This window comes from Streptomyces flavofungini (assembly GCF_030388665.1).
In the GTDB taxonomy this organism is placed as follows: Bacteria; Actinomycetota; Actinomycetes; order Streptomycetales; family Streptomycetaceae; genus Streptomyces; species Streptomyces flavofungini_A.
In genome coordinates this window covers 4,255,870-4,277,605 of record NZ_CP128846.1, presented here as the reverse complement: position 1 = coordinate 4,277,605, position 21,736 = coordinate 4,255,870, and the positions used below count along the sequence as shown (strand labels likewise).

Genomic DNA, 21,736 nt, shown 5'->3' with positions numbered 1-21,736 from the left:
ACCTGCTCCCTGGCCCGTGAGAGCACAGGCCACGGCGACAGCGGTCACGAGCCCGCCCGGTGATTCTGCTGTGGGCGAACACGCTTACGTTACCCCGAGGAACCAGACAAATCGGGCGTTGGGTGGGGCGTGGGAGAGGCGGGACCGGGGTGGGTGGAGGGTGTTTCGGGGGGCGTGCCAGGCGTGGTGGGGGAGTGAGTGCCGGAGCGTGCTCCTCGGAGCGCTCGGTCGGGTGCGGCGACTTTCCGCCAAGGGGGCGCGGTGGTGGCCGGGGTGCCCGTGCGGGTCGGTTCCGGCCCGCGTGACGATCTCCGGCGCGTGACAACTGCGCATCTCCCCCGCCCGTGTCAGTGACGGCCCGTACGCTGGCGCCATGGCGAAACGAGGCGTGTCAGAAGGCTCCAGGGACGGAGGCGGGACGGTGCCGAAGACGGCGACGACGGCGGCGAAGAAGGCTGCCCCGGCGAAGAAGACAGCTCCGGCCAAGAAGGCAGCCCCTGTCGAGAGCGCGGCCTCCGCCAGGAAGGCCACTCCCGCCAAGAAGCCGACTGCCGCCAAGAAGACGGCTCCCGCCAAGAAGGCAACGCCCACGGACGACGCCGCCCCCCTCAAGAGGCCCAAACCCCCGCAATCCCACACCGCCCTCGTCCGCCAGGCCCGCCGCATCAACCGTGAGCTGGCCGACGTGTATCCGTACGCCCACCCGGAGCTGGACTTCGAGAACCCCTTCCAGCTCCTGGTCGCCACCGTCCTGTCGGCCCAGACGACGGACCTGCGGGTGAACCAGACGACCCCGGCGCTCTTCTCCCGCTACCCCACCCCCGAGGACCTGGCCGCCGCCAACCCCGAGGAGGTCGAGGAGCTGATCCGCCCGACCGGCTTCTTCCGCGCCAAGACGCGGTCGATCATGGGCCTGTCGGCGGCGCTGCGCGACGACTTCGGCGGCGAGGTCCCCGGCCGCCTCCAGGACCTGGTCAAGCTGCCGGGTGTGGGCCGCAAGACCGCGTTCGTGGTGCTGGGCAACGCCTTCGGAGTCCCCGGGATCACCGTGGACACGCACTTCGGCCGCCTGGTGCGCCGCTGGAAGTGGACGGAGGAGACCGACCCGGACAAGGTCGAGGCCGCCGTCGGCGCGCTGTTCCCGAAGAGCGACTGGACGATGCTCTCGCACCGCGTGATCTTCCACGGCCGCCGCATCTGCCACGCCCGCAAGCCCGCCTGCGGCGCCTGCCCGATCGCCCCCCTCTGCCCGTCGTACGGAGAGGGCGAGACGGACCCCGACAAGGCCAGGAAGCTCCTGAAGTACGAGATGGGGGGCATGCCCGGCCAGCGGCTCAACCCGCCGCCCGACTATCCGGGCAAGGCGGCCCCGCCCCTGGGCGCCGCCGGGTGACCGGGGGGCCGGGAGCACGCCCGGGAGATCGCCGGGACGAGGAACCATCAGCGGGCCGACAGGCGTTGTGCAGGGACGGACGGGGGTGCCGATGACGCACGCGAGCGATACGCACACAGACGAGACGGACATGACCGACGGCCAGGGCAAGGACCCGGCACGCCCCCAAGGCTCCGCACGCCCCCAAGGCCCCGCGACCGGCGGCCCCGTCCGCCGCGACGACCACCACGCCCTCACCGCCCGGGGCCTGCTCTCCGCCGAGGGCCTGCCCCCGTGGCTCACCCCCGTGCTGCGCGCCGTCGAGAGCGTCCGCCCCGACCAGCTCAGCCGCTTCCTGCCGCCGGAGGACGGCGCGGGCCGGAAGTCCGCCGTCCTCGTCCTGTTCGGCGAGGGCGAGCGGGGCCCGGAGCTGCTGCTCATGGAGCGGGCCAGCTCGCTGCGCTCGCACGCGGGCCAGCCGTCGTTCCCCGGCGGCGCCCTCGACCCGGAGGACGGCGACCCGCGCGTCGCGGGCCCGCTGCGGGCGGCGCTGCGCGAGGCCGAGGAGGAGACCGGCCTCGACCCGAGCGGCGTGCAGCTCTTCGGCGTGCTGCCGAGCCTGTTCATCCCGGTGAGCGACTTCGTCGTGACGCCGGTGCTCGGCTGGTGGCGCGTGCCGAGCCCCGTCGGCGTCGTCGACCCGGCCGAGACGGCCCGGGTGTTCACGGTCCCCGTGTCCGATCTCACGGACCCGGCGAACCGCGCGACGACGGTCCACCCGAGCGGCCACCGCGGCCCGGCGTTCCTCGTCGAGTCCGCCCTGGTCTGGGGTTTCACGGCCGGCCTCATCGACAGACTGCTGCACTACGCGGGCTGGGAGCGCCCCTGGGACCGAGGCCGCGAGGTCCCGCTCGACTGGGGCTCATGACAAGGTTGCGGGGACCGGGTCGACCGGGGCCCGGAGCCGTGCGCACCGCCCGCGGGGCGGGCGCGAGGACCGTGACGCGCACAGTCCGCGAGGCGAGGCGGGGAATGATGCGAGGCGAGGACTGAATTCCGTGAACGTGCTGGACATCCTGCTGCTGCTCGCCGCCGTGTGGTTCGCGATCGTCGGCTACCGCCAGGGTTTCGTCGTCGGCATCCTCTCGGTGATCGGCTTCCTCGGCGGCGGTCTCGTCGCGGTGTATCTGCTGCCGGTCATCTGGGACGCCTTCACCGACGAGGGCGCGCGGGTCAGCACGACCGCGGCCGTCGCCGCCGTCGTCGTCGTGATCGTCTGCGCCTCCGTCGGCCAGGCCTTCACCACCCACCTGGGCAACAAGCTCCGCAGGTACATCACCTGGCAGCCCGCCAGAGCCCTGGACGCCACCGGCGGCGCGCTGGTCAACGTCGTCGCGATGCTGCTCGTCGCCTGGCTGATCGGCTCCGCCCTCGCGGGCACCACGCTGCCGACGCTCGGCAAGGAGGTGCGCAACTCCACGGTCCTGCACGGGGTCTCCCGCACCCTGCCGAACAAGGCGGACACCTGGTTCGCCGACTTCTCCTCCGTCCTCGCGCAGAACGGCTTCCCACAGGTCTTCAGCCCGTTCTCGAACGAGCCCATCAAGGACGTCGAGCCCCCGGACCCCAAACTGGTGGGCAGCAAGGTCGCGGCCGATGCCAAGCGCTCCATCGTGAAGATCAGCGGTGACGCGCACAGCTGCGGCAAGGCCCTCGAAGGCACCGGCTTCGTGTTCGCCCCGCGCCGCGTGATGACGAACGCGCACGTGGTCGGCGGCGTCGACGAGCCCAAGGTGCAGATAGGGGGCGAGGCCGAGAAGTACGACGCCAAGGTCGTGCTCTACGACTGGGAGCGCGACATCGCCGTCCTGGACGTGCCGACCCTGCCCGCGCCGCCGCTGCAGTTCACCTCGCGCGACGCCCAGAGCGGCGACAGCGCGATCGTGGCGGGCTTCCCCGAGGACGGCCCCTACGACGTCCGCTCCGCGCGCGTGCGCGGCCGCATCACGGCCAAGGGCCCCGACATCTACCACCGGGGCACGGTCCGCCGCGATGTGTACTCGCTGTACGCCACGGTCCGCCAGGGCAACTCCGGCGGCCCGCTGCTCACCCCGGACGGCAAGGTCTACGGCGTGATCTTCGCCAAGTCGCTCGACGACCCGGACACCGGATACGCCCTGACCGTGGACGAGGTGCGCGAGGACATCGAGCGCGGCCGCACCGCCAACCAGGAGGTCGACAGCCAGGGGTGCGCGCTCTAGGCGCGCCCCTGGGGGAGCCGATGCGCGGGTGAGCGTGGCGGGTCAGTCGCGGGTGTGCCGCAGCCGCGCGGACATCCAGCGGGCCCTGCGGCGCAGAATGCGGGGGATGCCGATGGCCTCGGCGGAAGCCGCGTCACCGGGGTGCCCCGGATCGTGCGGGCCGCCCCTCTCGTGGCCGTTCACCACGGTGGCCGTCCGGCGCTTGCGTGCTACGTCACTGTAGTCGTGCGTCCAGCCCATACCCGGACGTGTGCCCGTGCCTCAAGGTCGGTAACCGCGCCCAAGGGCCCCAATTGGCCTATGCGGCAGGCAATTGGCGTTCGTAGGACAGTAGTTCCCCCGAGGTGGCGGCCAGGGAGCCGTGAACCGTGTCATCGGACCTCCGCCGGAACCGCCCCGGATCTCCGCCGCTCCGGTCGGGGATCTCCACCGGTCGGGGTCGGGACCTCCACCGGCCCGGGGCCTCTACCGGTCCGGCTCGGGGTCCTTCAGCCACGACACCAGCTCGTTGGAGAACGCCACCGGGTCCTCCTCGTGCGGGAAGTGCCCGAGGCCGTCGAACAGCCGCCAGCGGTAGGGCGCTTCGACGTACTCGCCGGACCCCGCCGCGCTGCGGGTGCGCATCACCGGGTCCAGGGAGCCGTGCAGATGCAGCGTCGGCACCCGCACCGGCCGCTTCATGCGCCGGTTGAACTGGATCCCGTCGGGCCGGGCGAGGGAGCGCACCATCCAGCGGTACGGCTCGATCGAGCAGTGCGCCGTCGAGGGGATGCACATGGCGCGGCGGTACGTCTCCACGGCCTCGTCGTCCGGCAGGCGCGGCCCCGACCAGTCCCGGACCAGCCGCCCCACCAGGGCCCCGTCGTCCGCGACCAGCTGACGCTCCGGCAGCCACGGCCGCTGGAAGCCCCACACGTACGACCCGGCCGCCGTCTGCTTGCGGTCCCGCAGCATCGCCGCGCGCCAGCGGCGCGGGTGCGGCATCGAGGAGACGGCGAGGCGGCGCACCAGCTTGGGCCGCATCACGGCGGCCGTCCAGGCGAGGTAGCCGCCCAGGTCGTGCCCGACGAGCGCGGCGTCGGGCTCGCCGAGGGACCGTACGACGCCGGTGATGTCCAGGGCGAGGTTCGCGGGGTCGTAGCCGCGCGGGGTGCGGTCGCTGCCGCCCACGCCGCGCAGGTCCATCGCCACCGCCCGGAAGCCCGCGTCGGCGAGCGCGACGAGCTGGTGCCGCCAGGCCCACCAGAACTGCGGGAAGCCGTGCAGGAGGAGCACCAGCGGGCCCTCACCTGCCTCCGCGATGTGGAAGCGGGCGCCGTTGGCGGCGACGTCCCGGTGCGTCCAGGGGCCCTCGATCCGTACGGTCGCGGGGGTCGGCGCGGTGGCCCTGTCCGGGGGTGGGACTTGGTCCGTCATGTAGTCGAGCGTGCCACAGCGTCGGCCCGCTCACCGGCCTCCAGCTCAAGGGCCCCCGCAGGGGCCACGGCGCGCGGGTGCGGCTTGACGTTCCCGAGGACGGCGGCGGTCTCCTTGGCGGCGGCCGCGGCCTTCTGGGGGCCCTTGCCCTTCGCGGCCTTCTTCGCGTAGATCACGCCGATCCACGCGAGAATTCCGGCCACCAGGACATTCGCGGCGAACGACAGCACGAAGCAGATGGCCATGTTCAACCCGCTCCAAGTGCGGATGCCATAGGCCAGGGCGAAGCTCAGCATCGGCAGCGAGAAGATGAGGACGGCGATGGCCGCGATGAACGCGGCGCTGCCGATCGCACCGCGCTTGACGTCCTGCGTCAGCTGGGCCTTGACCAGCGCGATCTCATCGTGCACCAGCTCCGACATCTCTTTGCTCGCCGCGGAGACGAGCTGGCCGAGGCTGCGTTCGGTGCCGACGGGACCGTCGGGTGCGCTCATCGCTTGCTCCTCATTCCTCTGACTTCTTCTGTGCCTTCTGGTCAGATCAGATCATGCCGGACCGTCGTGCCTGTCGCTCGATCCGGCTGACAGTCGAGCAAGTCTGCGGTGCTCGGCGGCCTTCTTCTCGTAGATCTCCGCCATCCGCAGGTGGTAGTCCGGATCGTCCTGTTCGTAGATGTCAGGGATGCCGCTCTGGTCCTCGTCGCGCTCCTCGTCCTCCCACAGCTTGCGGTACTTCCGGTTGCGGAGCTTCAGCAGGACTCCGGAGACCACGGCCGCTATCAGCGAGCCGACCAGCACCGCGGCCTTGATCTCGTCGGTGAGCAACGGGTCCTCGCTGAAGGCGAGTTCCCCGATGAGCAGCGAGACAGTGAAGCCGATTCCGGCGAGCGAGGCCACCGCGAACACATCCGGCCACGCCAGGTCCTCGTTCAGCTCGGCCTTGGTGAAGCGGGCGGCGAGCCAGGTGCCGCCGAAGATGCCGACGGCCTTGCCGACGACGAGGCCGAGCACCACGCCGAGGGTCTCCGGCTTGGTGAAGACGTCGCCGAGCGCCCCGCCGGACACCGCGACACCGGCGCTGAACAGCGCGAACAGCGGCACGGCGAGCCCGGCGGAGAGGGGGCGTACCAGATGCTCGATGTGCTCACCGGGGGAGTGCCGCTCGCCCTCCTCCTTGTGGCAGCGCAGCATCAGGCCCATGGCGACGCCGGCGATGGTGGCGTGGACGCCGCTGTTGTACATCAGGCCCCAGATGACGAGGGCCAGCGGAACGTAGACGTACCAGCCGCGGACGCCCTTGCGGAGCAGCAGCCAGAAGACCGCGAGGCCGAGGATCGCGCCGCCGAGCGCCGCGAAGTTCAGGTCGCTGGTGAAGAAGATCGCGATGATGATGATCGCGAAGAGGTCGTCGACGACGGCGAGGGTCAGCAGGAAGGCCCGCAGCGCGGACGGCAGCGAGGTGCCGATGACCGCGAGGACGGCGAGCGCGAAGGCGATGTCGGTCGCGGTCGGCACGGCCCAGCCGTCCGTGGCGCCGCCGCCGAGGACGTTCACCAGGGTGTAGACGAGCGCGGGCACGGCCATGCCGCAGATGGCGGCGATCACGGGCAGCGCGGCGGCCTTGGGGTCCCGCAGATCGCCGGCGACCAGCTCGCGCTTGAGCTCGATCCCGGCGACGAAGAAGAAGACCGCGAGCAGTCCGTCGGCCGCCCAGTGCTGTATGGACAGGTCGAGGCCGAGCGAGGCGGGTCCGAGATGGAAGTCCCTGACGCTCTCGTAGCTCTCCTTGATCGGGGTGTTCGCCCAGATCAGTGCCGTGATGGCGGCGATGAGCAGGAGTACGCCACCGACGGTCTCGGCGCGCAGCGCCTCCGCGACGAAGTTCCGCTCGGGCAGGGAGAGGCGTCCGAGTACTTTGCGGTTGCTGCTGGTGGGCGCGGCCACGAGAGTCGACCTCCGGTCGGTAGGCAGGGCTGAGCACATGCCGACCAGACTTCCCGGCGCACCTAGGTGTTTCTTGTCGCGTTGTTGACGTTGATCCTTAGCTTACCTAACCGTGCACCCGAACTTATCCGGCAAAATTCACCTTAAGCGCAAAAGGGGCACCCGGCGCGGGTGGCGCCGGGTGCCCCTCAGGGGGTCGGGCGGGCTCAGTCCTCGCTCGGCGCAGCCGGCAGCTTGGACTGGATCAGGTCCATCACGGACGAGTCCGTGAGCGTGGTCACGTCACCGAGCTGGCGGTTCTCCGCGACGTCCCGCAGGAGTCGCCGCATGATCTTCCCGGACCGGGTCTTCGGCAGCTCGGCCACCGGCAGGATCCGCTTGGGCTTCGCGATGGGGCCGAGCGTCGCCCCGACGTGGTTGCGCAGCTGACCCACCAGCTCCGCGTCCTCCGCGTCCGCCGTGCCCCGCAGGATCACGAACGCCACGATGGCCTGGCCCGTCGTCTCGTCGGCGGCGCCGACGACGGCGGCCTCCGCGACGGACGGGTGCGACACGAGCGCCGACTCGACCTCCGTGGTCGAGATGTTGTGCCCGGAGACGAGCATCACGTCGTCCACCCGGCCGAGCAGCCAGATGTCCCCGTCGTCGTCCTTCTTCGCGCCGTCCCCGGCGAAGTACTTGCCCTCGAAGCGCGACCAGTACGTGTCGATGAACCGCTGGTCGTCACCCCAGATGGTGCGCAGCATCGACGGCCACGGCTCGGTCAGGACCAGATAGCCACCGCCGCCGTCCGGCACCTCGTTCGCCTCGTCGTCCACGACGGTCGCCGCGATCCCGGGCAGCGCCCGCTGCGCGGAGCCCGGCTTGGTCTCGGTCACGCCGGGCAGCGGCGAGATCATCATGGCGCCGGTCTCGGTCTGCCACCACGTGTCCACGATCGGGCAGGTGTCGGCGCCGATGTGCTTGCGGTACCAGACCCACGCCTCGGGGTTGATCGGCTCGCCCACCGACCCGAGCACCCGCAGGCTGCTGAGGTCGAACTTGGCGGGGATGTCGTCGCCCCACTTCATGAACGTACGGATCGCCGTCGGCGCCGTGTACAGGATCGTGACCCCGTACTTCTGCACGATCTCCCAGAACCGGCCCTGGTGCGGGGTGTCCGGCGTGCCCTCGTAGATCACCTGGGTGGCGCCGTTCGAGAGCGGGCCGTAGGTGATGTACGAGTGGCCCGTGACCCAGCCGATGTCGGCCGTGCACCAGTAGACGTCGGTCTCCGGCTTGAGGTCGAAGACGGCGTGGTGGGTGTACGACGCCTGCGTCAGGTAGCCGCCGGAGGTGTGCAGGATGCCCTTCGGCTTGCCCGTCGTCCCCGAGGTGTAGAGGACGAACAGCGGCTGCTCGGCGTCGAACGCCTCGGGCGTGTGCTCCGGCGACTGCTTGCCGACGACGTCGTGCCACCACAGGTCGCGGCCTTCGGTCCAGGCCACGTCCTGCTCGGTGCGCCGGACGACGAGGACCTTGCCGACGCCTTGGGTGCCCTCGCGGCTCAGGGCCTCGTCGACCGCGGGCTTGAGCGCGGACGGCTTGCCCCGGCGGTAGCCGCCGTCGGCGGTGATGACGAGCTTGGCGTCGGCGTCCTTGATGCGCGCGGCGATGGCGTCGGCGGAGAAGCCGCCGAACACCACCGAGTGCGCGGCGCCGATGCGGGCGCACGCCAGCATCGCCACGACCGCCTCGGGGATCATCGGCAGATAGACCGCGACCCGGTCGCCCGCGGTGATCCCCAGCTCGGTAAGCGCGTTGGCCGCGCGGCTGACCTCGTCCTTCAGCTCGGCGTAGGTGATGGCCCTGCTGTCGCCGGGCTCGCCCTCGAAGTGGATGGCCACGCGGTCGCCGTTGCCCGCCTCGACGTGGCGGTCGACGCAGTTGTACGCGACGTTGAGCTTGCCGTCGGCGAACCACTTCGCGAACGGAGGGTTCGACCAGTCGAGCGTCTCGGTCGGTTCGGTGGCCCAGGTCAGCCGACGGGCCTGCGTGGCCCAGAAGCCGAGCCTGTCAGCCTTGGCCTGTTCATACGCCTCCGCCTTGACGTTGGCGTGCGCCGCCAGGTCGGCCGGCGGCGCGAACCTGCGGTCCTCCTTGAGCAGGTTGGCCAGGCTTTCGTTGCTCACGACATCTCCCTTTCCCGGGGTGTCCGTTGTGTCCCAGACCACAGCTCATCAGACACTCGGCCCCGGTGACAAGGGCTTGCCGAAAATTGGTTTAGACCTCTACTGGGTGAGCGGGTGGCACCTGGCTGAACACCTCGTCAGGTGCCTGCCCCGGGCGCGCCGTTCCACCCGTCTCCTTCCCTTCTTCCGCTCCGTCCGTGCCTTCGGCCAGCAGATATGCCTGGGCCTCGCCCACGTGGAAGTACATCCCGTGCAGTTCCAGGCTCCCTTCGGCGAGCCGCCTCGACACCGCCTCGTGGGCCCGCAGGTGCTCCAACTGCTGGACGACGTTGGTGAGGCAGAGCTGCTCGACGGCGTCGGCGGGGGCGCGGCCCGCGAGCCGGGGCATTCCGCGCAGGGCCTGCTCGGCGGCGCCCAGGGGTCGGCTGGTGGCGCCGAGGGGCTGGCCGGTGGCACCCAGAGGCTGGTCGGCCGCCTCCGCGGTCTGCTCGGCCATCCGCTCCAGGCTCGGCAGGCCGTGCCGCAGCCAGCGCTTGAGCGGCGTCTGTGCCCCGGTCGGCGGCGTGTTGAGCAGCGCCTGCATGGCTCCGCAGCCCGAATGCCCGCACACAGTGATGGACTTGACCTTCAGCACGTCCACCGCGTACTCGATCGCGGCGGCCACGGAGTCGTCGCCGCTCTCGGCGCCGGGCAGCGGCACCAGATTGCCGACGTTGCGGACGACGAAGAGGTCGCCGGGGCCGCTCGACGTGATCATCGACGTGACGACGCGGGAGTCGGCGCACGTCAGGAAGAGCTGCGCGGGCCGCTGTCCCTCGCGCGCGAGACGGGCCAGCTCGCCCCGCACGCGTGGTGCCGTGTTCTGCTGGAACGCGCTGATTCCCTTGGCCAGTCGGTGCTGTTCGGGCCGGGCGGCGCGCGGGGGTTCCTGGGGGGTGTCGCACTGGTGGTTGCGCCAGGGTGTCCAGGGGCGGCAGCCGCAGTGGGCGGTGGCCGCGGGCTCCGTGATGCGCTGGCCGCCGCGTCCGGTGACCTCGGCGCTGCCGCCCTGCGCGGCGTGCGCGTCGAGCCAGCTCTGCAGGGTCTCGTACGCCGCGTGGTCCATGAAGGAGCCGTCCAGTTCCACGACGGCGTGCGCCCGCTGGGGGACGTGGTGCAGGCAGCGGCTGAGCCGGGGCACCGCGAGGAACGTCAGCTGTCCCCGCACGTGCACGTGGTGCACGCCTTCCGAGTCCTCCTCGCAGGTGATGCGGGTGCGGGCGAGGCGGTGCAGGGCGACGGCGACCGCCACGGCGATGCCCGCGGCCACGCCTTCCAGGACGCCGAGGAACACCACGGCCAGGGTGGTGGCCGCGTACACGAGGACTTCGCGGTGGCGGGTGACCGTGCGGATGTGGTTGATGCTGACCATCTGGGCGCCGACGAACATGACGAGCGCGGCCAGGGAGGCGAGCGGGATCTTCTCCAGGACCGGCACGAGCAGCAGGGAGGCCGCTACTACCCAAACGCCGTGCAGCATCGTGGAGTTCCTGCTGACGGCACCGGCGCGCACATTCGCCACGCTGCGCACGGCGACGCCCGCGATGGGCAGTCCGCCGAGCGCCCCGGACACCATGTTCGCCACGCCCTGGCCGCGCAGCTCGCGGTCGAGGTCGGAGCGGCCCACCCGCTCCTCGGCGTCGGTGCGCTTGGCCGTGAGCTTGTCGACGGCGACCGCTCCGAGCAGCGACTGCACGCTGCACACCAGGGTGATCGTGAGCACGGCGGCGACGAGGCCGAGCGCGGGTCCCTCGGGCAGTCCGGCGAGGGCGTGGGTGCGCCAGGAGGGCAGGTCGACCTTGGCGACGCTCAGGGCGGCTAGTCCGGAGAGGGCGGTGGCGGCCGTGACGGCGACCAGGGGCGCGGGGACGGTCCGTACGACGCGTCCGGCGCGGCCGGGGATCCGGGGCCACAGTACGAGGATGCCGAGGGTCAGCGCGCTCACGGACAGCGCTGCCGGGTGCAGGTCCGCCAACTGGGCGGGCAGCGCGCCGAGGTTGGCGGTCACGGAGCTCTGGGGGGTGCCGCCGAGCACGATGTGCAGTTGGGCGGCGGCGATGGTGACGCCGATTCCGGCGAGCATGCCGTGCACGACGGCGGGGCTCACGGCGAGCGCGGTGCGGGCCACGCGCAGGCATCCGAGGCCGATCTGGGCGACTCCGGCGAGGACGGTGATGGCGCAGGTGGTCCGCCAGCCGTAGCGCTGGATGAGCTCGGCGGTGACGACGGTGAGGCCGGCGGCGGGGCCGCTGACCTGGAGCGGGGCGCCGCCGAAGCGTCCGGCGACCAGGCCTCCGACGGCGGCGGCGACGAGGCCGGCCTGGAGCGGGGCGCCGGTCGCGAGGGCGATTCCGAGGGACAGCGGCAGGGCGATCAGGAAGACGGCGATGGACGCGGACACGTCGGCGCCCGAGACGCGGAACTTCTTGCGCGGTGGTGGCGCGTGGGGCTGCTGGGGGCGTGGGCCGTGCGCCGGCTGAGCGGCACTTGTGGGGACGCAGGCGGACATGTTTCCCGTCTCCTCCGGGGCGGCGCGGTCGCGGAACAGGGGGTCCTCCGGTGGAACCCGGAGGGCGGGTCGCGGCCGTGGGTCACGGCGTTGCAGCGGCGGGATATCTCAACTCTCGGTAAACGAATCGTAATGCAGCGTAAAGGCCTTAGCTGGATAATCAGTGCAAATGGGGTAAGTGATCACTCTGATGAGTGAATAAAAATGCTCATCGGCTTGTCGGAATCAGCCGTCCGTCACCCCGTGCGAAGTTGCTGACGTTCTGTCCCGACTTGCACGGAAGAAGGTGGGCGGAGATGGCCGCCAACCCAAGCATGGGCGCGGGGGTGCGGCGGACGGCCGCGGGCCTCGCCGCGCTCATGGTCTGCACGGCGGCGCTGGCCGGGTGCGCCGACGACTCGTCCGGCACGAAGGGGGGAGCGCCCGGGTCGGCGCACGGCGCGAAGAAGCCCGCCGGTGCCCCGGCGCCCAAGGCCGCGGTGCGCCTGATCGGCGACGGCTCGACCTCGTTCACCGGTCAGCAGCCGCTGCTCCCCAGACCCGAGCGCCTGAAACCGGGCCAGAAGCCCCCGCAGTTCGTGGTGTTCTCCTGGGACGGTGCGGGTGAGGACGGCCAGAAGCTGTTCTCGCACTTCCGCAAGGTCGCCAAGCGGAACAACGCCACGATGACGTACTTCCTCAGCGGTGTGTACATGCTCCCCGAGGAGAAGCGCAGGCTCTACAAGCCCCCGCAGCACCTCGCCGGCAGCTCGGACATCGGCTTCAACGACCGCGCCGGAATCAAGGACACCGTGGAGCAGCTCCGCGGTGCCTGGCTCGAGGGCAATGAGATCGGCACCCACTTCAACGGCCACTTCTGCGGCACCGGCCGTGGCGTCGGCGAGTGGTCCGTCGACGACTGGAAGAGCGAGATCAACCAGGCCAAGTCCTTTGTGAAGGCCTGGAAGACGAACACGGGCATGGGGAAGGCGCAGCCGCTGCCCTTCGACTACGACCGCGAACTCATCGGTGCCCGCACGCCCTGCCTCGAAGGCCGCACCAACTTCATGCGCGCGGCCCGCGATCTCGGCTTCCGCTATGACACCAGCGGTGTGAACAACCAGCTCTGGCCCAAGAAGAAGGAGGGCCTGTGGGACCTGTCGATGCAGCTCGTCCCGGTCCCCGGGCGCGGCTTCGAGACGCTCACCATGGACTACAACTTCATGGTGAACCAGTCGGGTTCGACCTCGCACGGTGACCCCAACAAGCACGAGTACTGGGGCGACCAGATGCGGGACGGCCTCCTCAAGGGCTTCGACCGCGCCTATCACGGCAACCGCGCGCCCTTGATCATCGGCAACCACTTCGAGTCGTGGAACGGCGGCACGTACATGCGCGCCATCGAGGAGACGATCGAGCGCGTCTGCACCAAGCGCGAGGTGCGCTGCGTGTCCTTCCGGCAGCTCGCCGACTGGCTGGACGCGCAGGACCCGCAGGTGCTCGCCAAGCTGACCCGGCTCGGTGTCGGCAAGGCGCCGAAGGAGGGCTGGCCCGCGTTCCTGTCCGCCCGGCCCGCCCCGGCGCCCAAGGGCGTTCCGGGCGCGGAGCCGGCCAAGCGGTAGGCCTGTCCGAGGGCAGACGGCGGCGGGCCGGCCTTTCCTGGCCAGGGGCTGCGGCGGGTCGGCCTGTCCTGGCCAGGGGCTGCGGTGGGCCGGCCTGTCCCGGCCGGGGAGCGGCGGTCGCGTGCCCGTGGCCGGGGCGGGTGGCGGCGCGGTCGCGGGCCCCCGGGCTAGGCGGTGGCCCTCACCTGCTCCCGCAGGACGAAGTCGGGGTCGATCTGGGCGGCCAGGTCGACCCCGGTCCGCTCGTTGCCCCAGCTCCGGGCGTTCTTCAGGTGGAAGTGGACCATCTGGCGGGTGTAGCGCTCCCAGTCGCGGCGGTCGTAGGCGGAGTCGGCCGCTTCCTGGAGGGTCTTCAGCGCCAAGTGGTTGCTCTCCTCCAGGAGTTCGAACCGGGGCGGACGGCCCTTCTCCATGGAGCGCACCCAGTCGGAGTGCCCGAAGGTCACCAGGAGGTCGTCGCCGACCTGCTCGCGCAGGAAGTCGATGTCGTCCTGGCCCTGGACCTTGTTGCCGACGACCAAGAGGGCGACGCCGAAGTCGTGCGCGTACTCCTTGTACTGGCGATAGACGGAGACCCCCTTCCGGGTCGGCTCGGCGACGAGGAACGTCATGTCGAAGCGGGTGAACATCCCGGAGGCGAAGGAGTCGGAGCCCGCGGTCATGTCGACCACCGCGTACTCGTCGCGGCCGTCGACCAGGTGGTTCAGGAGCAGTTCGACCGCTCCCGTCTTGGAGTGGTAGCAGGCGACACCGAGGTCGGCTTCGGTGAACTGCCCGGTGACCATCAAACGCACGGCGCCGCCGTCGAGTTCCACGGCCCGCGCACACGCCTCGTACACCGGGTTGTCCTCGCGGACCCGCAGCAGCCGCGATCCTTCGCCGGGCGGAGTCGTCTTGATCATCTTCTCGGCGCTGGCGATGCGCGGATTGGTGCCGCGCAGATAGTCCTTGATCAGCGGCAGCCGCCCGCCCATCGCGGGCAGCTCGGCGGCCTGCTCCTCGTCGAGGCCGAGGGCGGCGCCCAAGTGCTGGTTGATGTCGGCGTCCACCGCGATGACCGGTGCGCCGGTGGCGGCGAGGTGTCGGATGAAGAGCGAGGACAGCGTGGTCTTGCCGCTGCCGCCCTTCCCCACGAAAGCGATCTTCATGTTCATGTAGCGTAGCCGCGCGCTCTGGCACGGGGGCCCTGTTCAGGTCACGGGGTGCCGGATCGCGTGAAGAAGACCACTCCTTCGTGGCGGGCGCGCCCTGGGTGCGTAGGGTCGTACTCATGAGTACGAAAGCCGATCCGCTGGCGGCCCTGGGTGAGCTCCCCGGTGTCGCCGACTCCGTGGACTCCGTGCGCAAGGCCGTGGACCGCGTGTACGGCCACCGGATCATGCGGCGCCGCAGCAACGAGGTCACCGCCGAGGCGGCGCTGCGGGGGGCGCGCGGGTCCGCGGCCCTGTCCGGCGCCGAGTGGGCCCTTGAGGAAGTGCGCAGGCGCACCGACTTCAGCGGCGAGGGTGACGCGCGCGTGATGGGTGCCGCGCTGCGGCTGACCGCCGAGGCGGGGCAGCTCCTGTCCATCTGGCGGCAGTCGCCGATGCGGGTCCTGGCGCGGCTGCACCTGGTCGCCGCGGCCGAAGCCGACGAGGCCGCGGGCCGTCCGCGCCTGGCGGGCGAACCGGTCGACGAGCCGTTGATCGAGCTGGAGTTGCCGGACGCGGACGAGGTGGCGGGGCGACTCGAAGGCCTTTCGCAGCTGATCATCGCGGGCGGCTCTGCGCCGGCCCTGGTGACGGCGGCCGTGGTGCACGGCGAACTCGCGGCCCTGCGTCCCTTCGGCTCGTGCAACGGCCTGGTGGCGCGTGCGGCGGAGCGCATCGTCCTGGTGGGCAGCGGTCTCGACCCGAAGTCGATCTGCCCGGCCGAGGCGGGCCACGCGGAGCTGGGGCGCGCTGCCTATATGGGCGCCCTGGAGGCGTACGTGTCCGGCACTCCGGAGGGTGTGGCCGCCTGGATCGTCCACTGTGGCAAGGCGGTTGAGCTGGGCGTCAGGGAGTCGACGGCGGTGTGCGAGGCGCTGCAGCGCGGCGCGGCCTGAGGGGTCCCCGCACACGGATGCGGCGGTACGAGAATTCGTACCGCCGCTGGCATGTCCATCGAGTTACCAAGCGTCCTCGAAAGTTTGCCCATCAGGTCGGGAACTTTGCCCGTTACCTGGTGCGGCTGGCCCGTAATCGACGGGTCGACGTCGCGTGGGTGCTCGGTGACCATGCTTCGGTCCGTGGGGCCAATCAATGCGGTTAAAGGTAATCCTCTCGGATGTCCTTGGTCTCGCGGGCCGTTGACTCCTTTGTACTCCTGTCCTGGAGGAAGCGGAAGCCCTGGCTGCACTTCTTTACTTTTAGGTTCAAACAAGGGTGAATCGGGCGCAGGGTTCCGGCCGCCTCCAGGGGCGCACCGGAACGCCATGTCGCACGCCCCCGTAGTGCGAGGTCAGCTCGCTGCCGCGCGCCGCCGACTGGCGAACCACACGAGGCCCGCGGTGGCCGCCGCGGCGCCGACCGCTGCCGCCGCGACGAGCGCGGGGCGGCGGGGTGCGGGCAGCCGCTGCTTGAGTCGCACGGGGCGGTGGAAGTCGAGGATCGGCCATCCGCGCGCGAGGGCCTCGCGGCGCAGTGCCCGGTCCGGGTTGACGGCGTACGGATGGCCGACGGACTCGAGCATGGGCACGTCGGTGACCGAGTCGCTGTAGGCGAAGCAGCGCTCCAGGTCGTACCCCTCCGACTCGGCGAGCTCCCGGATCGCCTCCGCCTTCGTGGGGCCGTACGCGTAGTACTCCACCTCGCCCGTGAAGCAGCCGTCGTCGCCGACCACCATCCGCGTGGCCACCACCCGGTCCGCGCCGAGGAGTTCGCCGATCGGCTCGACCACCTCGGCACCCGAGGTGGAGACGATGACGACGTCGCGCCCCGCGGTGTGGTGCTCCTCGATGAGGGAGGCCGCCTCGTCGTAGATGATCGGGTCGATCAGGTCGTGCAGGGTCTCCGCGACGATCTCCTTGACCTGCTGCACGTTCCAGCCGCGGCACAGCGAGGACAGGTACGCGCGCATCCGTTCCATCTGGTCGTGATCGGCCCCGCCGGCGAGGAACACGAACTGGGCATATGCGGTTCGCAGTACCGCCCTGCGGTTGATCAGCCCGCCTTGGTAGAACGACTTGCTGAAGGTGAGCGTGCTCGACTTCGCAATGACCGTCTTGTCCAGGTCGAAGAACGCGGCTGTGCGGGGCGACGAGTGGTTTTCCACAAGGTTGAGCATAGGCGCCCACCATTCGGCGTAAGCTGAGGCGCGTGGGTTTGCCTGAGAAGGCTCTCGGGTACACCATGGAAGTCACGGATCGTTCGCGACCGTGCTAACCCGGTCTGGCTCCTCCCCCCCCGAGTCGGACCGAGGGGACGACCCCCGCTCTCCCCCCCGGCGGGGGTCGTCGCATGTCCGGATGGGTTTTGGGGGCCCTTTCCTGATCTTTTCCGATCGTCGTGGCGCCGCGCGCGCCGAAACGACGTCGATGTCGTGCGCTCCAGATTCGTCACTGTGCGTAGCCGTTGGGCTGCGCTGCGGAAGGCGCCCGGGGCGTCACCGGTATGGGTGAAGGAGTTATTCACAGCCAACGCCTTCTCCACAGTTATTGACCAAGATCCACATCATTTCCGGCGTCGCCCCACGCTTGATTCCGTTCGTGGAGTTCTTGGCCGGATTCCATTGGCCGGTCTTCGCGGACGCGGATCCGGATGCGCACACACGCGCATTCGAAGGACTTGCAGCGAGAGGGGGCCGGAAGATCGTGGCTGGAGTCATTGCGTACGACACACCGCCGACGTCCGAAGGACGCGCCGGTGGACCATTGATCGTCACGGAGGACGTGGACCTGCTGGACGACCTGCTGCGGCTGTGCGCCGCGGCGGGAGCGCGACCCGAGGTGCACCACGGCGTGCCCGAGCGCGGCGGCGGATGGGAGGCGGCACCGCTCGTCCTCGTCGGGGACGACGCGGCCGACCGGGTGCGCGGCGCCGCACGCCGCCGCGGGGTCGTGCTCGTGGGGCGCGACCAGGACGACTCGGGCGTGTGGCGGCGGGCCGTGGAGATCGGCGCCGACGACGTGCTCGTGCTGCCCGACGGCGAGCGCTGGCTGGTGGACCGCATCGCCGACGTCGCCGAGGGCGTCGGACGCCCCGCGCTGACCGTCGGCCTCATCGGCGGCCGCGGCGGCGCCGGGGCCTCCACGCTGGCCTGCGCCCTGGCCGTCACCGCGGCGCGCGCTGGACGGCGCACCATGCTCGTCGACGCCGACCCGCTGGGCGGCGGACTGGACGTGATGCTCGGCGGGGAGACCGCCGAGGGGCTGCGCTGGCCCGCGTTCGCCCAGTCGCGGGGGCGGGTCGGCGGCGGAGCCCTGGAGGAGTCCCTGCCCGCCCTGCACGACCTGCGTGTCCTCAGCTGGGACCGCGGCGACACGGTGGCCATCGCCCCGGAAGCCGTGCGTGCCGTCCTGGCGGCGGCCCGCAGACGTGGAGGCGTCGTGGTCGTCGACCTGCCGCGCCGCGTGGACGAGGCGATGGCGGAGGCACTGGCGCAGCTGGACCTCGGCCTGCTCGTGGTGCCGGCGGAGCTGCGCGCGGTGGCCGGGGCCCGGCGGGTCGCGTCGGCCGTGCGCATGGTCCTGCGGGACCTGCGGCTCGTCACCACCCCCGGGCCGCCCGGCGGCGACGGCCTCGACGCGGACGAGGTGGCCCGGCTGCTCGGCCTGCCCCTCGTCGGCGAACTGCCCAGGGAGCACGGCATCGCCGCCGCGCGCGGCGGCGGACAGCCGCCCGGCGGCGCGCCGCGCGGGCCCCTGGCCCGGTTCTGCGCGGCCTTCTGGGAGCAGCTTCCGGACCGCACGGGAGGGGGCGTATGACCGCCGTCGTGGGCGCCCGCATGCTGGACGGGGTCCGGCAGTGGCTCGCCGCGAACGGCACCGAGCCCACCCCGGCCCGGGTCGCCGAGGCCCTGCGGGCGCAGGGACGCATCCTGGGCGACGCCGAAGTGCTCGGCGCGGCCGAGCAGTTGCGCTCCGAGCTCGTGGGCGCGGGCCCGCTGGAGCCGCTGCTCGCCGACCCCTCGGTGACCGACGTGCTGGTGTCCGCTCCGGACCGCGTCTGGGTGGACCGCGGCGGCGGCCTCGAGCTCACGCGGGTCTCCTTCCGGGACCCGGCCGCGGTGCGGCGCCTCGCCCAGCGGCTGGCAGCCGTGGCCGGGCGGCGCCTGGACGACGCCAGGCCCTGGGTGGACGCCCGCCTGCCGGACGGCACCCGGCTGCACGCGGTGCTGCCCCCGGTCGCCGTCGGCTCCACCTGCCTGTCGCTGCGCGTCGTGCGGCCCCGCGCCTTCACCCTCGCCGAACTGGTCGCGGCCGGCACCGTGCCGCCCGGCGGGGAGCGGGTGCTGCGCCGCCTCCTCGACGCCCGCTTGTCGTACCTCATCAGCGGCGGCACCGGCAGCGGCAAGACGACGCTCCTGAGCACCCTGCTCGGCCTCGTCGGACCGGGCGAGCGGATCGTCCTCGCCGAGGACTCCGCCGAGCTGCGCCCCGACCACCCGCACGTGGTGCGCCTCGAGTCCCGGCCCGCGAACCAGGAAGGCGCGGGCCGCGTCGGCTTGGACGACCTGGTGCGGCAGGCTCTGCGGATGCGCCCCGACCGGCTGGTGGTGGGCGAGGTGCGGGGCGCCGAGGTGCTGCACCTCCTGGCCGCGCTGAACACCGGGCACGAGGGCGGCTGCGGCACAGTGCACGCGAACGCCGCCGCCGACGTCCCAGCCCGCCTCGAGGCCCTCGGCACGGCCGCGGGGCTCGACCGGGCGGCCCTGCACAGCCAGTTGGCCGCGGCCCTGTCGGTGGTCCTCCATCTCGTACGGGACCGGGCGGGGCGGCGCCGGATCGCCGAGGTGCAGGTCCTGGAGCGCGCCCCTTCGGGCCTGGTGGCCACGGTGCCCGCGCTGCGCTGGGGCGAGCGGGGCTTCGTCCGGGAGCGCGGCTGGCCGCGGTTGAGCGCGCTGTTCGCGGAGCGGGGGGCGGGGACGTGAGCGCGGCGACGGCGTGCGGCGCCGCTCTGTGCGCGGGTGGTTCGGTGTGGCTGCTCGGCGGGCGGGTGCGGGCCTCCCGGGGGCTGCGGAGGGCACGGTCCCTCCTCCCGGCTCGCGGTCCGGCGGCGGCGCCTCGGTGGCGCCAGGGCCTCACGCGGGTACGGGGGCGGCTCGGGCACGAGGTCTGGCTCCTGGTGGGCGGGGCGGCCGTCGGGCTCCTCGGGGAGTCCGTGCTGCCCCTGGTCGCGGGGGCGGTCGGCATGCCCCTCGCCGGCCGGGTGCGCCGGGCCAGGGAGGCCGCCCGCGAGCGGGATCGCAGGGCGGACGCGGTCATCACCCTGTGCGGCGCTCTCGCCGGTGAGGTGCGGGCGGGGCGGCAGCCGGGGCAGGCGCTGCGGACGGCCGCGGAGGCGGGCGCGCGGGCGGGCTCGGGGGTGGGCTCGGAGTCGATCTCGGAGTCGGCTGAGGGCGTCGGCCGGGGCCTCGGCGGTGCGCGGGCCGGGGTGCTTGCTGCGGCGCGGTTCGGCGGGGATGTGCCCGGCGCGTTGCGGCAGGCCGCCCTGGAGCCGGGCGCCGAAGGGCTCCTCGGACTCGCGGCGTGCTGGCGGGTCGCCGTGGACCGGGGCGCGGGCCTCGCGGCCGGACTGGAGCGCCTTGAAGGGGCGCTGCGCGCGGAGCGGGACCAACGGGCCGACCTGCGCGCGCAGTTGGCGGGTGCCCGGTCGACCGCCCTGATGCTTGCCGGGCTTCCCGTACTCGGCCTGCTCCTCGGCGCCGCGCTCGGCGCCGAACCGCTGCGGGTGCTGCTGCACACGGGGCCGGGCCTCGGCTGCCTGGCCGTGGGCGGGCTGTTCGAGGGCGCGGGCGCGTGGTGGGCGCTGCGGATCATGCGGAAGGCGGAGGGGCGGTGACGGTGGAGACGACAGACCAGGTGGCGGACCGCGTGGCGGACGGGACGACGGGCCGGATCGCGGGCGGAATGGCTGACGAGGTGGTTGACGAGGTGGCGGGCGGGCTGATCGTCGGCGCCGGGGTTCTCCACAGCCTGGGGGCGGTGCTGTGGTCGGCGGCGGCCCTGGCGTGGCTGCTGCTGACGCTGGCGGCGGCACGACGGGAACGGGCCGTGGGGCGCCGGGCCATGGACCTCCTGGGGGCCGGGGGCCGGCCGGGACGGTCATGGGGTCGAGGGCGCGGCGAAGGACGCGCGGGGCCTGGCGGTGAAGGGCTCGGCGGTAAAGGGCTTGGCGGCCGTGCGTGGCTCCGGCGCTGGGGCGACGCGGAGTCCGGGCGGCGGGCGCAGGCGCGGAGATGGCTGACGGTGGCCGGAGTGGTCGGCGCGGGGTGGGCGCTGGTCGGCGGGGTCGCGGGATGCGTGGTGGGCGTGGCTGCGGGGTGCTGCGTGTGGCGGATGCAGCCGGGCGCCGACCGGAAGGACGAGGCCGACACTGCCCGTGCTGCCCGGCAACTCCCCCTGGCAGCGGACCTGTTGGTGGCCTGTGTGGCGGCCGGGGCCGGGCCCGTGGTGGCGGCCCAGGCCGTGGGCGAGTCCTTGGGAGGGCCTGTCGGGGAACGGCTCGCCTGGGGCGCGGCGCAGGTACGGCTCGGCGGCGCACCGGCCGACGCGTGGCGGAGGGTCGGCGAGATACCGGGCGCCGACGCGCTGGCCCGCCTCCTGGAGCGCACCACGGAGTCAGGCTCGCCCGCAGCCGGCCCTGTCGCCCGGTTCGCCGCGGACTGCCGGACCGAACAGGGACGCACGGCGACGGCCCGGGCCCGGCGCGCCGCGGTCCAGATGACGGCACCGGTGGGCCTGTGCTTCCTGCCTGCGTTCCTCGCGATCGGGGTGGTGCCGGTGGTGATCGGCCTGGCCGGGGGCCTGATGAGCGGGCAGTGAGGCGGGTCCGCGCCCCGGTGCGCGGACGGGCGTCCTGCGGGCCGCCTGGGCGAAATGTCGTACGGGTGCCAGGACATCGGGGGCGCGGGACCGCACGACCGGCTTCGAGACCACGGCTCTCGGAGAGTCAACGGCGAGCAGCCAGTAGCCAGCAGCGAGCGGCCAGCAGCGAAGAGCTGGCTGTGAAGTCCGGCAGCGAAGTGCCAGTAGCAAGAAACCAGCGGTGAAGAACCAGCGGTGAAGAACCAGCGGTGAAGAACCAGCGGTGAAGAACCAGCGGTGAAGAACCAGCGGTGAAGGACCAGCCGCGAACAACTGACAGAGATTCCATGGGGGTTGAAATGTGGGGCAAGGTGCGTGCGCGCGCTCGGCGGTACGTGACGCGGATGGCGCGGTGGATGCGGTGGATGCGGTGGGAG

General features: G+C 72.1%; 17 protein-coding genes. 9 read left to right on the top strand and 8 right to left on the bottom strand.

What is annotated here, in order from left to right; translation table 11 throughout:
* Window positions 1-373 precede the first annotated feature (373 nt).
* From nth to QUY26_RS17640, 3 genes are all read left to right on the top strand, one after another.
* Window positions 374-1,393, top strand: a complete 1,020-nt coding sequence (nth, locus tag QUY26_RS17650) for an endonuclease III (protein ID WP_289947744.1) — start codon at window positions 374-376, stop codon at window positions 1,391-1,393.
* A 91-nt stretch (window positions 1,394-1,484) separates the two neighbouring features.
* Window positions 1,485-2,300, top strand: a complete 816-nt coding sequence (locus tag QUY26_RS17645; RefSeq protein ID WP_436840354.1) for an NUDIX hydrolase — start codon at window positions 1,485-1,487, stop codon at window positions 2,298-2,300.
* A 130-nt stretch (window positions 2,301-2,430) separates the two neighbouring features.
* The gene (locus tag QUY26_RS17640) at window positions 2,431-3,633 is read left to right on the top strand and encodes a MarP family serine protease (protein ID WP_289947741.1); all 1,203 of its coding nucleotides are present in this window, start codon (window positions 2,431-2,433) and stop codon (window positions 3,631-3,633) included.
* Between the two features lie 42 nt (window positions 3,634-3,675).
* Here the strand turns inward: QUY26_RS17640 and QUY26_RS17635 are convergent, their stop codons facing one another.
* The 6 genes from QUY26_RS17635 to QUY26_RS17610 form a co-directional block, all read right to left on the bottom strand.
* A complete protein-coding gene (locus QUY26_RS17635) occupies window positions 3,676-3,873 on the bottom strand; it encodes a hypothetical protein (RefSeq protein WP_289947739.1) in 198 nt (65 codons plus the stop codon).
* Window positions 3,874-4,098: 225 nt separating this feature from the next.
* Window positions 4,099-5,049 carry an alpha/beta fold hydrolase gene (locus tag QUY26_RS17630; RefSeq protein WP_289947737.1) on the bottom strand — a complete coding sequence of 317 codons (951 nt, stop codon included), beginning with the start codon at window positions 5,047-5,049 and terminating at the stop codon, window positions 4,099-4,101.
* Window positions 5,046-5,543 (bottom strand): phage holin family protein, encoded by a 498-nt coding sequence (locus QUY26_RS17625; protein ID WP_289947735.1) that lies wholly within the window; start codon window positions 5,541-5,543, stop codon window positions 5,046-5,048. Before QUY26_RS17625 ends, QUY26_RS17630 begins: the two co-directional genes overlap by 4 nt.
* 51 nt (window positions 5,544-5,594) lie before the next feature.
* Window positions 5,595-6,992: a Na+/H+ antiporter NhaA gene (gene nhaA, locus QUY26_RS17620; RefSeq protein WP_436840353.1), complete on the bottom strand. Its 1,398-nt coding sequence runs from the start codon at window positions 6,990-6,992 to the stop codon at window positions 5,595-5,597.
* A gap of 206 nt (window positions 6,993-7,198) precedes the next feature.
* Window positions 7,199-9,205: an acetate--CoA ligase gene (gene acs, locus QUY26_RS17615; protein ID WP_289947731.1), complete on the bottom strand. Its 2,007-nt coding sequence runs from the start codon at window positions 9,203-9,205 to the stop codon at window positions 7,199-7,201.
* Window positions 9,206-9,254: 49 nt separating this feature from the next.
* On the bottom strand, window positions 9,255-11,711 hold the full coding sequence (locus QUY26_RS17610; RefSeq protein WP_289947729.1) for a bifunctional SulP family inorganic anion transporter/carbonic anhydrase: 2,457 nt from the start codon (window positions 11,709-11,711) through the stop codon (window positions 9,255-9,257).
* A 296-nt stretch (window positions 11,712-12,007) separates the two neighbouring features.
* On the opposite strand from QUY26_RS17610, the gene QUY26_RS17605 reads away from it, so the two are divergent.
* Window positions 12,008-13,312 carry a hypothetical protein gene (locus QUY26_RS17605; protein WP_436840352.1) on the top strand — a complete coding sequence of 435 codons (1,305 nt, stop codon included), beginning with the start codon at window positions 12,008-12,010 and terminating at the stop codon, window positions 13,310-13,312.
* Window positions 13,313-13,479: 167 nt separating this feature from the next.
* On the opposite strand, the gene QUY26_RS17600 is transcribed toward QUY26_RS17605, so the two are convergent.
* Window positions 13,480-14,460 (bottom strand): ATP-binding protein, encoded by a 981-nt coding sequence (locus QUY26_RS17600; protein ID WP_289947728.1) that lies wholly within the window; start codon window positions 14,458-14,460, stop codon window positions 13,480-13,482.
* Window positions 14,461-14,582: 122 nt separating this feature from the next.
* Between QUY26_RS17600 and QUY26_RS17595 the strand changes: the two genes are divergently transcribed.
* On the top strand, window positions 14,583-15,398 hold the full coding sequence (locus QUY26_RS17595) for an oxidoreductase (protein WP_289947726.1): 816 nt from the start codon (window positions 14,583-14,585) through the stop codon (window positions 15,396-15,398).
* 395 nt (window positions 15,399-15,793) lie between these two features.
* Here QUY26_RS17595 and QUY26_RS17590 read toward each other — a convergent pair whose 3' ends face one another.
* A complete protein-coding gene (locus QUY26_RS17590) occupies window positions 15,794-16,618 on the bottom strand; it encodes an HAD family hydrolase (protein ID WP_289947724.1) in 825 nt (274 codons plus the stop codon).
* Between the two features lie 526 nt (window positions 16,619-17,144).
* Here QUY26_RS17590 and ssd point away from each other — a divergent pair.
* The 4 genes from ssd (at window position 17,145) to QUY26_RS17570 (ending at window position 21,317) form a co-directional block, all read left to right on the top strand.
* Complete coding sequence (ssd, locus tag QUY26_RS17585; protein WP_289947722.1) at window positions 17,145-18,257, top strand: septum site-determining protein Ssd; 1,113 nt, start codon at window positions 17,145-17,147, stop codon at window positions 18,255-18,257.
* A complete protein-coding gene (locus QUY26_RS17580; protein ID WP_289947721.1) occupies window positions 18,254-19,423 on the top strand; it encodes a TadA family conjugal transfer-associated ATPase in 1,170 nt (389 codons plus the stop codon). The genes ssd and QUY26_RS17580 overlap by 4 nt, the downstream gene beginning before the upstream one ends.
* On the top strand, window positions 19,420-20,334 hold the full coding sequence (locus QUY26_RS17575; protein WP_289947720.1) for a type II secretion system F family protein: 915 nt from the start codon (window positions 19,420-19,422) through the stop codon (window positions 20,332-20,334). Before QUY26_RS17580 ends, QUY26_RS17575 begins: the two co-directional genes overlap by 4 nt.
* A 68-nt stretch (window positions 20,335-20,402) precedes the next feature.
* A complete protein-coding gene (locus tag QUY26_RS17570) occupies window positions 20,403-21,317 on the top strand; it encodes a type II secretion system F family protein (protein ID WP_289955798.1) in 915 nt (304 codons plus the stop codon).
* Window positions 21,318-21,736: the final 419 nt, after the last annotated feature.

What these genes read in the sequence shown, in the direction of transcription:
- nth (WP_289947744.1), top strand. Translation starts at nt 374, where the DNA reads ATGGCGAAACGAGGCGTGTCAGAAGGCTCCAGGGACGGAGGCGGGACG.
- QUY26_RS17645 (WP_436840354.1), top strand. Translation starts at nt 1,485, where the DNA reads ATGACGCACGCGAGCGATACGCACACAGACGAGACGGACATGACCGAC.
- QUY26_RS17635 (WP_289947739.1), bottom strand. Translation starts at nt 3,873, where the DNA reads ATGGGCTGGACGCACGACTACAGTGACGTAGCACGCAAGCGCCGGACG.
- QUY26_RS17630 (WP_289947737.1), bottom strand. Translation starts at nt 5,049, where the DNA reads ATGACGGACCAAGTCCCACCCCCGGACAGGGCCACCGCGCCGACCCCC.
- QUY26_RS17625 (WP_289947735.1), bottom strand. Translation starts at nt 5,543, where the DNA reads ATGAGCGCACCCGACGGTCCCGTCGGCACCGAACGCAGCCTCGGCCAG.
- QUY26_RS17610 (WP_289947729.1), bottom strand. Translation starts at nt 11,711, where the DNA reads ATGTCCGCCTGCGTCCCCACAAGTGCCGCTCAGCCGGCGCACGGCCCA.
- QUY26_RS17605 (WP_436840352.1), top strand. Translation starts at nt 12,008, where the DNA reads ATGGCCGCCAACCCAAGCATGGGCGCGGGGGTGCGGCGGACGGCCGCG.
- QUY26_RS17600 (WP_289947728.1), bottom strand. Translation starts at nt 14,460, where the DNA reads ATGAAGATCGCTTTCGTGGGGAAGGGCGGCAGCGGCAAGACCACGCTG.
- QUY26_RS17595 (WP_289947726.1), top strand. Translation starts at nt 14,583, where the DNA reads ATGAGTACGAAAGCCGATCCGCTGGCGGCCCTGGGTGAGCTCCCCGGT.
- QUY26_RS17590 (WP_289947724.1), bottom strand. Translation starts at nt 16,618, where the DNA reads ATGCTCAACCTTGTGGAAAACCACTCGTCGCCCCGCACAGCCGCGTTC.
- QUY26_RS17580 (WP_289947721.1), top strand. Translation starts at nt 18,254, where the DNA reads ATGACCGCCGTCGTGGGCGCCCGCATGCTGGACGGGGTCCGGCAGTGG.
- QUY26_RS17570 (WP_289955798.1), top strand. Translation starts at nt 20,403, where the DNA reads ATGGCTGACGAGGTGGTTGACGAGGTGGCGGGCGGGCTGATCGTCGGC.